The organism is Saprospiraceae bacterium (assembly GCA_016710235.1).
In the GTDB taxonomy this organism is placed as follows: Bacteria; Bacteroidota; Bacteroidia; order Chitinophagales; family Saprospiraceae; genus Vicinibacter.
The window spans coordinates 2,732,923-2,747,440 of the sequence record JADJLG010000001.1 but is presented as its reverse complement, the minus strand read 5'-3'; the positions used below and the strand labels follow the sequence as shown (position 1 = coordinate 2,747,440).

At 36.9% G+C, this 14,518-nt stretch carries 9 protein-coding genes and 1 pseudogene; 7 read left to right on the top strand and 3 right to left on the bottom strand.

Going from position 1 to position 14,518, the window contains the following annotated elements; all coding sequences use genetic code 11:
- Positions 1-31 precede the first annotated feature (31 nt).
- Positions 32-2,071 carry an Omp28-related outer membrane protein gene (locus IPI99_10910; GenBank protein ID MBK7341027.1) on the top strand — a complete coding sequence of 680 codons (2,040 nt, stop codon included), beginning with the start codon at positions 32-34 and terminating at the stop codon, positions 2,069-2,071.
- 147 nt (positions 2,072-2,218) lie between these two features.
- Positions 2,219-3,415, top strand: a pseudogene (locus IPI99_10905) (pyridoxal phosphate-dependent aminotransferase).
- Positions 3,416-3,439: 24 nt separating this feature from the next.
- Here the strand turns inward: IPI99_10905 and IPI99_10900 are convergent.
- Entirely contained in the window at positions 3,440-4,285 is an 846-nt protein-coding gene (locus IPI99_10900; protein ID MBK7341026.1) for a DUF2911 domain-containing protein, read from the bottom strand.
- Between the two features lie 426 nt (positions 4,286-4,711).
- Between IPI99_10900 and IPI99_10895 the strand changes: the two genes are divergently transcribed.
- The 4 genes from IPI99_10895 to IPI99_10880 all read left to right on the top strand — a co-directional run bounded on the left by IPI99_10895 (position 4,712) and on the right by IPI99_10880 (position 10,580).
- Positions 4,712-5,026 carry a DMT family protein gene (locus tag IPI99_10895; protein ID MBK7341025.1) on the top strand — a complete coding sequence of 105 codons (315 nt, stop codon included), beginning with the start codon at positions 4,712-4,714 and terminating at the stop codon, positions 5,024-5,026.
- Positions 5,027-5,147: 121 nt separating this feature from the next.
- Positions 5,148-7,346, top strand: a complete 2,199-nt coding sequence (priA, locus tag IPI99_10890) for a primosomal protein N' (GenBank protein ID MBK7341024.1) — start codon at positions 5,148-5,150, stop codon at positions 7,344-7,346.
- Positions 7,347-7,684: 338 nt separating this feature from the next.
- Positions 7,685-9,046: a pyridoxal-phosphate dependent enzyme gene (locus IPI99_10885; GenBank protein MBK7341023.1), complete on the top strand. Its 1,362-nt coding sequence runs from the start codon at positions 7,685-7,687 to the stop codon at positions 9,044-9,046.
- A gap of 16 nt (positions 9,047-9,062) precedes the next feature.
- The gene (locus IPI99_10880) at positions 9,063-10,580 is read left to right on the top strand and encodes a hypothetical protein (GenBank protein ID MBK7341022.1); all 1,518 of its coding nucleotides are present in this window, start codon (positions 9,063-9,065) and stop codon (positions 10,578-10,580) included.
- 1 nt (position 10,581) lies between these two features.
- Here IPI99_10880 and IPI99_10875 read toward each other — a convergent pair whose 3' ends face one another.
- Entirely contained in the window at positions 10,582-11,103 is a 522-nt protein-coding gene (locus IPI99_10875; protein MBK7341021.1) for an inorganic diphosphatase, read from the bottom strand.
- A gap of 257 nt (positions 11,104-11,360) precedes the next feature.
- On the opposite strand from IPI99_10875, the gene IPI99_10870 reads away from it, so the two are divergent.
- Entirely contained in the window at positions 11,361-12,680 is a 1,320-nt protein-coding gene (locus tag IPI99_10870) for a DUF4403 family protein (GenBank protein MBK7341020.1), read from the top strand.
- A gap of 48 nt (positions 12,681-12,728) precedes the next feature.
- On the opposite strand, the gene lysS is transcribed toward IPI99_10870, so the two are convergent.
- On the bottom strand, positions 12,729-14,246 hold the full coding sequence (gene lysS / locus IPI99_10865) for a lysine--tRNA ligase (protein ID MBK7341019.1): 1,518 nt from the start codon (positions 14,244-14,246) through the stop codon (positions 12,729-12,731).
- Positions 14,247-14,518: the final 272 nt, after the last annotated feature.

The following is a 14,518-nucleotide window of genomic DNA, read 5'->3' as shown; positions in this document are numbered from 1 at the left end:
TATTTATTAATTTAGCGGCAAACAAAAGATTATGATTAATAGAAATTTACTTTTTTTATTCCTTGTTATTTTGGCTTATCTACCATTATATAGCCAAAATACTACTTTCTCAGATGACTTTGAAGCTTATGCAACAGGTGCATTTGTTGCTCAAAGTAACAATAAATGGACTACTTGGGCTAACAAACCGGGTACAGAAGAAGATGCTCAAATTTCTGAAGACATCGCGCATAGTGGAAAGAAATCTGCAAAATTTGAAGCATTAGATCTTACAACCGGTGGGCCAACTGATTTGGTATTGCCTTTTTTCCCGTCTGCAAAAAATGCAGGTACATTCAATTTTGAAATGTGGATGTATGTTGTTGCCGGAAATGGCGCTTATTTCAACTTTCAAGCAGTGACTCCAATAGGAACGACTTGGGCACTTAGCGCATATTTGAGCGATGCAGGCATATTAACAATTGGAAATTCCACAAATTTGCAAGTTGGAGATGGATCATTTCCTCTCGATACATGGTTTAAGATTTCGGCAAAAATTGACCTGACTCTTAATGTTTGGAAAGTATTTATTGATGACCTAGAAGTTGGTTCGTTCGCAAACCCTACAAATTCCCTTTATGCAATGGATATTTTTCCTGTTAATGACGGCGGTCCTTCGCTTTATTACGTAGATGATGTGAGTTATAGTTATACAGAAGCTACTTTTAAGCAATTAGATTTGAATGCAAATAGAATTTCTGGTAGGGAATATGGACTCGCAGGAAATTCCGGGAATATCTCATTATTAGTAAGAAATATTGGATTAGACACTGTAAAATCATTTGATGTAACTTTCCAAAATGGACTTCAAGTTGAAAAAGCTTCTTTTACATCTAATATACCAACGCTCGGTACTTTGGCTGTCACTCATCCAAAATCTTATATTCTAGTTGACGGTGATGCGCAAGTGACAGCATTTATTAGCAATATAAACGGAAAAAGTGACAATGATGTGACCAACGATACAGCCAGATTGAACACAAGAGGCTATACAGCTGCTCCATTTAAACGATCTGTTACAGAAGAAGCTACCGGTACATGGTGTCAATTTTGCCCGAGAGGAGCGGTTTATTTGGATTCAATGAGCAAGACTTACCCTAAGCATTTCATCGGTATCGCCGTTCACAATGGAGATCCAATGACAATATCTGAATATGATGGGCCATTCTCTGCTTACGTAGGAGGATCGTATCCCACAATTGCCCTAGATAGAAATTCAGTGATTGACCCTTCAGAAGTTGAGAAGCCCATGTTGGAAAACTTAGTAGTTGCTCCTGTAGCCAAAATCACCAATTCAGGTGCATTTAATTCAGCTACACGAGAACTTACGATATGTGTTACCACAGAATTCCTACAAGATGCTCCTCCGGGATATAAATTGAACTGTGTAATCACAGAGGATAGTGTCAAAGGTACAGCTTCTGGATATGCTCAAAGTAATGCATATGCAGGAGGCACACGAGGTGTCATGGGCGGTTATGAAAAGCTACCAAGCATAGTACCTGCTTCGAGAATGCAATATGATCAAGTTGCTCGGGCTATCTTAGGGCCTTTCTACGGTACCCCTAATAGTTTGCCGGATGTTTTGCAAAAAGGGGATAAAGTAAATTATACTTATACTTATACAATTCCTTCCGGACAGAGATCTAACAAATTGAACGTAGTAACTTTATTGTTTGATGGTGATGGCCACATCCAGAATGCACAGTCGACCAGTATAGATGAAATGTTGGCAAATGGAAATCTTTGTGTTGTTGGAACGAAAGATGTTTTTGAAACCAATACAGGACTGTCATTAAGCCCGAATCCAGTCTCAGATAAAACTCAACTTCAATTTACTTTGAAAAAAGAGCTTCCAGTTAGCCTGAAAGTCTATAATGACTTAGGATCTACTGTATTTGTCCAAGACTTTGGTAAGCTAAGTGGCAAACAGAATATTACGGTAACTGCAAAGGACTTTGGTAATGGGGTTTATTTTGCCCAATTAAACATTGATGGCGAAATGAGATCGATCAGATTCGTTGTAGAATAAAGTATATTTTTTTAAAATAAAAAAGGAAGTGTTCATAGAACGCTTCCTTTTTTGTTTTCATACTTTTGAACTTTTAATCGAAGCCTTAGAATATTGTCGATTTGATAGAATTGAGTAAGACAGGCTTAGAAAAGTAAGCACATAATTATGATCAAATTATCACAAAGGGTATTGGATCTGACGGAATCAGCCACTTTAAAAATGGCCCAAGCTGCGCGAGAATTAAGTCAAAATGGAATGAATGTTATAAATCTTTCATTGGGAGAACCAGACTTTGATACTCCGGAATTTATAAAAGAAAGCGCAATCACTGCGCTACTCAATGGGGCCACTAAATATACTCCGGTCGCCGGCTTGATAGAATTACGTCAGGCAATCTCAAATAAATTTCAGACTGAAAACAGCTTACAATATACACCTGAACAAATCGTAGTGTCAAATGGTGCAAAACAAGCGTTTGCTAATCTTTGCAGTGCTACCTTGGATTATGGCGATGAGGTCATCCTGCTGGCGCCTTATTGGGTTTCGTATTATGAGATTATTAAGTTGAATGGTGGTATTCCTGTGGTTATAGATTCAACAGTCGCCAATAATTTTGTACCCAGCATTTAATCAATTACTTTATCTATAACACATAAAACCAAACTAATCGTATACTCTTCTCCATGCAACCCAACCGGGACTGTATTTAATCATGAATTCTTCGAAAAATTGGTTAAGGCACTTCAAAATTATCCACAAGTGGTTGTGGTATCAGATGAAATTTATGAACAAATAATATTTGATGAAAAACATATCAGCATTGGTTCTTATCCCGGTATGATTGACAGAACAGTGACTATCAACGGTTTTTCGAAAGCATTTTCTATGACCGGTTGGAGACTCGGTTATATGGGTGCTCCTAAATATCTAGCAGATGCCTGTATAAAAATTCAAGGTCAATATACTTCTGGAGCGGGTTCTTTTGTGCAGAAAGCCGGAATTACCGCAATTCAAAATACGTCTGCTTGTGTAGAAATGCGCGACATATTTCGGAAAAGGCGCGATACTTTACTAGCTGCAATTCACAAGACGTTACCGCACTGGAAATGTAGTAGTCCTGAAGGAGCCTTTTACGTTTTACCTGACGTCAGTGCTGATTTTGGCAAAAAAACACCTAAAGATGAGCTCGTCAAAGATGCGGATGACCTGACATATTATTTGTTGAACGAAGCCCATGTTGCTATGGTCAGTGGAAGCGCTTTTGGGGCTCAAAACTGTATCCGGATATCCTATTCAATATCAGAAGAACAAATCAATCTCGCTGTTTCTAGAATAGCCAAAGCTTTATCAAGATTGGATTGATTTGTCCTTCGTCATCACTCAAAACTATTTTTTCCACTCTAGAATCGAGTCGGAATTCATTTTTACGTAATCGTCATTTCCCGCTTCAATAGCTAAGGCTTTTGACTTTTCTGCCACTTCTATAGCTTCTGTTTTACGTCCCAGTTTGGCAAGGATTAAAGATTCTAATCGAAGTTTCCAAAATTTTGGATCCATTTGATTGGCCTTTTGCACCCAAGGGAGCGCCACATTCAAGTCTTTAGCATTATCGTAGTAATATCTGGCTGCAAGGTAATAATCATCAGAACCAGGGCCGGAGATCACCTTGTCAATATTGCTCATGACCTTTGTATCGACATCAAATTTAATTTTTACAGCAACGAGTGTATTTTCCCATATAATATAAAGAGTGGCAGCATCTGATTTGATATCATTGATGTCAATGAGAAAAGTTTCGAATGTATACGGAATAATTTCCACCGGTACAGTAACGCGAACAGCCTCCTTAGATGCTTCCCATACCTTTGGCGTTCCGGAAACATTCGCATCAGTATAAAAAATAATATCCCATTTTTCCGGCCCGGGCACAGTGAACAATGAATAGGTGCCTTTAGGTAGGTTTTTTCCTTCAATAATTGCGTCTTCACTGAAGCTTATCTTCGTGGAAGCATTTGCACCGGTGCGCCACACCTTACCAAAAGGAACTAGGCCTCCAAACACTTGCCTGTCTTTCATTCCAGGTCGGGAATATTCAACACTGATTGTACCTAATCCTACTTTTTGTTCGAGTTTCGCAAGCGGACTCGGTGCTGGTGTCTGAATTTGCGCAAAAACTGGGCTTAAACTGAGTATCACCCACCCCATTATTAGTAATCTGTGTTTCAATTTCATGATTTCAAAATTAATATTTTAACAATTTGAGTAAAAATAATTCATCAACATATTATAATTATATTTAATATGTTATATTTGCAGTTCGATTAGTTTATCTATAAAATAAGAATTATGGCTATTGCATTAAGTTGTTTGTTTTGTTTTGGCTTAAGTTGGTTTCTTCTTCAACTCAAACCAACGGAACAAGAATAATACCAGTTTTAATTTTTGGCTTTAAACTTTACTTCGTTGGAGCATAGGCAAGGAATTATTGTATCCAACCTCATAAATGTGATTTTTTTTGGTAGAATACCTCTTCTGTCGCTGAAGTACGATATAGTTCATATCTAAACGAATTTTTTGCCCATGAAGTTTACACCAGATTGGTCAATTGCACACTTATAGTGTCATCGTACTACATATTGTTTTATCTTTGACTATCGTATGAGCCAAAAATCGTTAATTACCATTGGATTATTGATTCTGGCAAATATTTTTATGACTTGTGCTTGGTATCTACACCTTAAACTTAAGTCAGTTCCTTATTTCGCAAAGTGGGGCTTGTTTTCGATCATACTTTTTAGCTGGGGAATTGCTTTTTTTGAATATCTCGTTCAAGTACCAGCCAATCGCATAGGTTATAGTGGAAATAGTGGACCATTTACATTGATCCAGCTCAAAATTATTCAAGAAGTTATTACTCTAATTATTTTCTTAGTTTTTACGCTTTTGATATTTAAAACGGAAACTATCCGATAACTACACGGGCATTGTAGTTGCTTTATTCCAAAGTACCAATCAGACAAAAACAAAACCCATACTAAGCTTACTTGACGAACACTCCTTACTTGATGCTACACATCTTCAATTTTGGGAATGGATGTCGGAATATTACATGTGCACACCTGGTGAAGTTATGAATGCAGCCATGCCCGCTGTGCTCAAAGTAGAAAGTCAACAAAAGGTATTACGATTACTTGAAACCTCTGAAATCCCCGTGGAATGCAGTGATGCTGAGTACCTCATCCTTGAAGCATTAGACATTAAAAATCAATTGACCATACAAGAGATTCAATCTTTACTTCAAGAAGAAAGGATCATTCCGATTATTCAAAAAATGATTGAGAAAAACTGGATTTCTTTGTTTGATTCATTTGAGGAATCGAAATCTTTCAAAAAAGTGAGGTGGATTCAGTTGAATAGAAAATTGCAAGAAGATGAAAATAAATTAAATGAAATTTTTCTCCAAATACAAAAAAGCAAGTTACAAACACGTGCAGTTTTGTTTTATTTGAAATCCTCTGAAAAAAGAAATCAAAATTGGATCAGAGCCATTGCTTTTCAGAATGATGCTAAAGTGAGCAAATCCATTATTGATAAACTAGTTCACATTGAAATATTTGAAGAAAAACTCCTTGACATTTTTGAAATTCCGAATATAAGCTCGCCTGAAACAAATATCGTTCTTAGTGAAGAACAAGAACTAGCATACTCTAAGTTAAAAGTAGGAATGATGCAATATGGTGCATCCCTGTTGCATGGCGTTACAGGAAGTGGCAAAACCGCAATTTATATCAAAGCCATTCAAGAAGCACTGAATCAAGGTCAGCAAGTACTTTACTTACTGCCAGAAATTGCATTGACGTCTCAACTATTCAAAAGACTTAAAACATATTTTCCCGAGCATTTGATCGAATATCATTCAGGAATCAGTGATTTGAAGAAAGCGGGAGTATGGAGGGCTGCAAGGCATCAAAATATCGTCGTGCTTGGAGCGCGATCCTCATTGTTCATACCATTCGGAAATCTTGGCCTTATCATACTTGATGAAGAGCATGATGGTTCATTTAAACAATCAGAACCAGCGCCAAGATATTCTGCAAGGGATGCTGCCCTAAAGCTGTGTAGAATTTCAGGTGCCAAAATGATTATGGGATCTGCTACTCCAAGCATTGAATCATTTATGTTGGCTCAATCTCAAAAAATCGGTTTTGCTCAGCTACTTACAAGATTTGGATCAACTGCTTTGCCAGAATTGAAGATGGTCTCACTTCGTGAATCCAATAATACTGCTCCTTTCCATACGCATTTTTCCGGCGTAATGCTTGACAGCATGCGCAGCCATCTCGAAAAAAAATCACAGATCATTGTTTTCAAAAACAGGCGCGGGTATGCTCCAGTTCTAAAATGTGTGAACTGCAACTGGGAGGCGATGTGTGATCGTTGTGACATCCATTTGACTTTACATAAGATACAGCACAAACTCAAGTGTCATATATGCAATTTACAAAGACCTATTCCTTCAAAATGTCCTCAATGCAATAATTCCACATTACTCGAAAAAGGTTTGGGTACTGAGAAGATTGCAGAAGAATTACAAGATATATTTCCCAGTGCAGTGATCCAAAGAATGGATCTGGAGAATGCAAGAACCAGAAAAAAACAACAAGAAATATTCTCAGAATTTGAGGCAGGAGAAATTGACATATTGGTGGGCACCCAAATGATTTCCAAAGGACTTGATTTTGAAAAAGTGGGACTTGTAGCCATTCCGGATATGGATCAACTGTTGCACTACCCCGATTTTCGTGCAAATGAGAGAGCATTTCAACTCATCACTCAGGTCAGTGGCCGCAGTGGCAGGAGAGAGATTCAAGGCCAAGTTATTGTCCAAACCTATTCACTCAATCACCCGGTGGTTATTGATTTGCAAAAATCGGATTTTGAAACATTTTATAAGCGAGAAATAGCTGAAAGACAGAAATTTAATTATCCACCTTTTGTCCGACTCATCAAATTAGAATTATTGCATCGACAAGTCACGGTAGTTGAGCTCGCTGCACAGAATTTAGCAAATGCCCTGATTAAAGAATTTGGAAAGATGAGAATCCTTGGTCCTGCCGAACCAGTCATTGGACGAGTAAACAACTTGTTTGTCCGGGAAATATTGATTAAAATTGAACGCAACAAAGAGATGATTGAACATATTAAAAAGCAAACTCAACTTGAAATTGCTCGACTTCATTCTCAAGGCGGATTTAGCTCGGTAAGGGTCATTTGCGATGTTGATCCACAGTAATTTTAATGAGTGCATTATTGTAAAACAACATTAGAACAAATACAATCAAAATAATCTGTTCATGTCGCAATAAAAATTTCAACAGATTTATTTTCTAACTATTATTCATTTTTAATTAATTTGATCTTAATGTTTCTCGAAAATTGATGGATCATAGACTATTCATTGCAAGTTTGGTTTAGCACAAGTATAATTTTAAATTAAGCTGTGGCTCTCTGTCAAACATTTGGGAATTCAGGACAAATCGAAATCAGTGGACCAAATCCTCTAAAATATTGCTTGTATTTTTGAATTCCCTAGGTATAATGGTAGCTTTGCGTCCATTCATTTGAATTATTATGAAAATAGCAAAAAACATACTTGAAACCATAGGTCATACTCCCATCGTCCAACTGAACAGGGTCGTAGACGATATTTCAGCAAAAGTTGTAGCCAAAGTAGAAACTTTCAATCCAGGACATTCTATAAAAGATCGCATGGCTGTCAGTATGGTCGATGCTGCCGAAAAAGAAGGTAAGCTCAAACCTGGAGGAACAATCATCGAGTGTACTTCAGGCAATACTGGTATGGGCCTGGCTCTAGTTGGAGTAGTCAGGGGATATAAATGCATCTTTACTACTAATGATAAACAGAGCAAGGAAAAAATCGACATGCTTAAGGCAATGGGTGCAGAAGTTATAGTCTGTCCCACAGCAGTTGAACCCTCAGATCCTAGATCGTACTACTCTGTTGCAGAAAGGCTCAGTAAACAAATTCCCAATTCATATTGGTTTAACCAGTATGACAATTTAGCGAACTGGGAGGCACATTACCAAACAACAGGTCCAGAGATCTGGGAACAAACTGATGGAAAAGTGAGCCATGTATTAGTAGGTGCCGGGACTTGTGGCACAATCACAGGAATAGCACGGTATCTGAAAGAGAAAAATCCAAATATCAAAATCATTGGTATCGATACTTATGGATCAATACTCACAAAGTATATAGAAACAGGTGAAGTAGATATGAAAGAATCTTATCCTTATCTCACTGAGGGTATTGGAAAGGATACCATTCCTGCGAATCTTGATCCCAAAGTCATGGATCACTTTGAAAAAGTCGATGATAAATCGGCTGCTCTGGCATGTCGCCGTTTAGCAAAAGAGGAAGGACTCCTCTTAGGCTATTCAGCAGGTTCTACATTAGCGGGTTTGCACCAGATCAAGCAAAGCTTAAAGCCAGAAGATTTAGTAGTCCTCATATTTCATGATCATGGCAGCAGATATCTAGGTAAAATCTACAATGATGATTGGATGCGTGAAAGAGGATTTCTAAATGAAGAACTAACCGTTAAGGAGTTGATCCGAAACAAAAAAGACAAATCATTCTTCTCCACCAAAGCTTCAGAAAACATCCATTCTGTATTGCAAATCATGAAACAATATGATATTTCGCAATTACCTGTACTATCAGATGAGGGAAAAATCATCGGCACTGTGTCTGAAAATGCCATATTGAAATTCATTCTTGAAAACCCGCAGCAACACCCGGAAAAGGAGGTCAGATCCATCATGACAGACGCTATGCCGCAAGTAGAACTAGACCTTCCTTTAAAAAAATTGAATTATTTTTTTGAAGAAAAAATACCTGGTGTAATTACCAAAGATCATATTGGCAATTATCATGTGATAACTAAGTACGATATCGTAAGAGCATTGTAATACTACTTATAAGCTGATGGATGGAATCCGCAATTATCGTGTCCTATTGTGGTCAACTTTAGTACTTTTCATACTTTGCTTATTTAAAGGAATTAATATATCAGGAGAAGATATGGTAGAAGTGATACCATATCTCCTCAAATGGGAAGATCCAACACTTTATTCAAAGGACTTTTACTTGAATTATGTATGGGACCTCAAGTTTTTTGAAAGAAGTACACTTCTCTATATCTTTCATTACTCACCATTCTCAATTGAAATTACATCATATTTTCTTTTTATCTTCTTTGCTTTGCTGATGATCAGTTCCATGATTTTAATCTTCAATTACTTCTTAGAAAGTATAAGAATATCCGTTGTTTTTACATTATTGTATTGCAGTTTTTCGCATTTGACAAGTATAGGGATGAACGAGCTGTATAACAATGTCCCTGTCAGTTCATTTTTTTCTTTTTCGATACTCACCTTTGCTTTTTATGTCATTCTACTTCAACGATATATTATTGCTATCATACTGATTACCCTCGCAGCTTACATCCATCCAGTATGTGGCATGCATGGTTATATTTATTATTCACTGTACATGCTTTTTAAAGAGGGAAATATTCGAAATAACATACGGAAGCTAATAAAGCTCAGTACAATTTTCTTTCTATTTTTCATACCTTATGTTTACTTTTTGCTTCGCTCATCTAAACCGATCAATATAAATTCTACTTTGGTTGCCCAAATCCTTGAATTCAGGATCGGTCACCATTTTTATCCACAATACCAAGGAGCAATACATTGGTTCATTTTCATCCTACTCTGCACTATCTCAATTGCGTATTTCAGAAAATATAATCGTGGCATAATGGGAGTCATCACAGGAGGTTTAGGATTGATAATCCTTTATAGTCTAGGCTTGACAATTTTTTCTATCGAATTTTTGACCAATTCAGTATTATTAATCAGTTCAGTCTGGTTGGAATTTTTCTCCATTGTGGCAGTAGCCGCGATTACCTGGATATTTATTCAAAGCAATTTTAAATTAGAAATTAGGAGTTGGGAAATTTTTATAACAGTGGGCGTATTAATATTAATACTCACCTGGGTAATCGCCGGAAAATACTTACATCAGGAAACTCAATTGCTTCTAAAGGAGCAAATTGAAATTTCAGAGAATGCAAGCAGGATCAGTTCCAAAGGTGATTTATTCATTATCCCTCAAAATTTTACTTATTTCAAAACCATTGCCAAGAGGTCATGCTATGTAGATTATAAATCCATAGCCCACCACCCTGCTTTCCTTTTAAAGTGGTACGAACGTATTCAATCTATATATAATATCAATATTGACGACAGGAGATCAATGTTAAATCTGAACTCATTAGCAGATTTACATTTGGCAAAAACGCCGGACTCTACACTTTCAGTATGGAACAAAAATTTTCAAATTAACTACATTATCAGACCAATTCCAATATCGGAATCAATGTACCCGATTCTCTATAGAACTAAACATTATTGTCTTCAAAAAATTGAACGTGAATAAGTTATAAAGTTCGATACAATTGGAGTGCTTCTTCGATTATCACTAAGGCAATTTCCTTATCATCAAATTCGTCTACGATTACTTTTTTATTTTCCAGTACGGTATATTGTTCAAAAAAGTGTTTTAATTCGGCAGTCCAGAAGTCAGGCAAATCGCGAATGCTCTCCATGAAATTAACACTAGGATCAAAATTAGCCACAGCAATAATTTTGTCGTCTTTCTTGCCGCGATCGTCCATATGCATCACACCGATTACTTTTGCACGAACGAGACATAAAGGAACAATATCCACTTGGGAGAGAATTAAAATATCAAGTGGATCTCCATCATCCCCAAGTGACTGTGGAATGAATCCATAATTCACAGGATATTGAAATGATGTACGTAAGACTCTATCCAGCTTGATCAATCCATAATCCTTGTCAATCTCATACTTTGATTTCATACCTTTTGAAATCTCAACAATTGCATTTATCCGACAGCCTTCCAATTCTGCCGAAATACCATGCCAAGGATGAGCTATGATTTGTGATTTATTCGTAATCATATTGACTGTATTTGATTCGCAAAGATAATGTTTAGGCTAATTCAAATGAATAGAATAGAAATCAAAGATCGACACACCAATCACGGCAGTCATGGTCCTTTATCCATTCTACCTATCATTCCTTACATACTGGCTTGAACTCTTTATACATTAAATATGTTTGAGAGCTTATCATGTTTTTCCGATTATCAAAGATTCTATTAGCAGGTTCATATTGCATAACTCTTGCAGTTATGAGTATTTCTTGCAGTTCTACAAAAAAAATCACAAGCCTAGTGAATTCAAATGATTCTCCTATACCGGTTTATCCGAGTCAATTCAGTTTGCCGATTTCCGTTAGTCGGGAAGAGTTAAACAGTTTGGTTTACAGGCTCTATCAAAACAGTTTTGCTGAAGGATTTCAGTTGGAAAGTGGATATATATGCAATGTCAATTTAAAGGAAGTTCCAGATTTTGAAGCATCAGGTGCTACAATCAAAAGTATTATCCCTTTACAAGTCAATATAATCGCCCACAAAAGCCTGCAACAACTTCAAGCAAATGGAATAATCAGATTGTATATAGATTCACATTTTGAAATTCAGGATAATAAATTTTATTCAAAATCCATTATCAGTAAATATGAGTGGATCACACCTCCAAAGCTCAATGTACTTGGATTTCAGCTGCCTATCCAGACTTTGGCAAACCAAATTATAAAATATGCTGAAAATAAAATGATGGCATCCCTTGATGAATCCATCCAAAATCTAATTGATATCAAGAAGTTGGGATCCCTGGTACAAAAGTACTTTTCTACGCCTTTTTATTCGACTGAGGATTCAATATTGAATGTCTATATCAAGCCCTTGGAAATAGCTTTGGGGCCGATTTCCACCACGGAACATTCTTTATTGATCCCTGCCCTTTTTTATGCAGAATCCACTTTGGATATACAAAGCAATAGAAACGATGATGCAGAGATGAGTTTTTCAATCAGACCTCAAGTTGATAGTATCTCTCACATTTATATATTTAATCGGATTCCATTGGCCTACATAGAGCAATCAATCAGGGAGTCCGTGCATCAGCAGGTTTTTGGGAGCGGAAGAACGAGTTTCTCAATAAAAAACATCAAATTGAGTGGAAATCTTAAAACACTAAATGCAGAAACGGAGCTATCAGGAGCTTTTAATGGTAAATTGAACCTCAAATTTGATCCAAATTTCGATTCTGAAAAACGTAAATGGGATTTGCTCAACTTTGACATGAAAATTGCTGAGGGGCGAACCATTGATAAGACTTTATTTTTTCTAGTCAAATCGGTATTGCAGAGCAAGGTAAAAAACACCATAGAGGACCAATTGAACACGATGGTTCGGGATATGTCACAGTCCATCGAAGCAGAATTAAAACTTAACGAGGTCTCCAAAGGATGCTTTTTGAGTGGTCAAATTGAAAATTACCAAATCCAAAATTTTTTAATACAAGACAATAAACTTCAGTTTATACTCAAAGCTCAACTTTGGGCTAAGCTCGATGTATTGGATTTACCCTATCTTAAAGTGAATTGACACCTTGAGCAAATTGAAAATTACCCATTAAAATTAGCAAGTCCAGTTTCATTGTTCGGTCGGGAGAGGTTTCATTTGAGGAAAGAACAATACTTCCTGGATTGATTCCTGACCGGTCAGCAACATTGTCAGCCTGTCAATGCCAATTCCTAAGCCTGAAGTTGGAGGCATACCATACTCCATTGCTTGTAAAAATTCTTCATCCAGAGCCATCGCTTCCTCGTCTCCCTTTGCCGCTAATACCAACTGATCTTCAAATCTTTTCCTTTGGTCGATAGGATCATTTAGCTCAGTATATGCATTTGCAATTTCTTTCCCATTGACATAGAGTTCAAATCTTTCAACCAATCCAATTTTGCTGCGATGCTTTTTTGCAAGTGGAGTCATTTCGATCGGATAATCGATTATATAGGTTGGCTGTATCAACTGATCCTCAACCTTTTCACTAAATATCTCGTCAATCAGTTTTCCCGTACCCATTGTATCATCGATTTTTATATGCTGTGATCTACAATATGCTTTCAACTCCTCTTCTGATTTGGACTCCACATCAAAACCTGCGTATTCTCTGATAGCATCAAACATACTTAATCGCCTATATGGTTTTGCAAATGAGATTGCCTTGCCAGCAATTTGTACTGTTTTGCTTCCGGCGACCTGAGGCACCATCCAATCCATGAGATCTTCTAGCATTTCCATCATCCAGATATAATCTTTATAAGCAATGTAAATTTCCATAGAAGTGAATTCTGGGTTGTGTGTTCGGTCCATTCCTTCATTTCTAAACATTTTCCCGAATTCATACACACCATCAAATCCTCCGATTATTAATCTTTTAAGGTAGAGCTCGTTGGCAATACGCAAATAAAGAGGTATATCCAAAGCATTATGATGGGTCTTGAAAGGCCTTGCTGCTGCTCCACCATGTATGGATTGAAGTGCAGGAGTTTCTACTTCCAACCAACCCCTGACATTAAAAAAATCTCGCATAAGCTGAATCAATCTGGCCCTTCGTATGAAAATTTCCTTGATATGAGGGTTTACAATAAGATCAACATATCTTCTTCTATATCGCCCTTCGGGGTCAACAAAAGCATCGTGAACTTTGCCATCAGCGTCAACTTTTACAGTAGGCAATGGGTGTAGGCACTTTGAGAGAAAAAAATACTCTGAAACATGTATGGATATTTCTCCTGTTTGGGTAATAAATCCATACCCTTTGACTCCAATAAAGTCTCCTATATCCGTTAATTTTTTGAACACAGTATTGTAAAGAGATTTGTCTTCAGCCGGACAAATCACATCACGGTTAATATAAAGTTGAATTTTGCCATATGCATCTTGTAACTCCACAAATGAAGCCTTTCCCATGATACGCTTCATCATTACCCGTCCGGCTATAGATACTGTGCCAAATTTCTCCGGATCCGCCTTAAACTGACTCTTTAATTCTTGCGAATTGCAAGTTACATCGAATGCCTGTGGTGGAAATGGATTGATATTTAAATCCATCAATTCCTGCAGACCTTCTCTTCTGATGACCTCCTGTTCACTCAATCCTTGCATATGCTTTAAAAGTTGATTAAATTATTTTTTGAATAGTGCACTAATCTAAAATCCAATACCAGTAAAATAATGAAGCCGCTTTGCAAGACAATGGTAATGTGAAATCAAATACCAGACTCAAAATTTTAGTTTAAAAAACGACTTTCGCTTAGTTTTGACCAGCATCGGTGGATTCCAATCTTTTCTGGCGCGAAGATAGAGATATATATTTACTTTATTTAATATATAAAAGTCATTCAGTTCAATTTTGAAAGAAAAAGGGAAATGGTTTA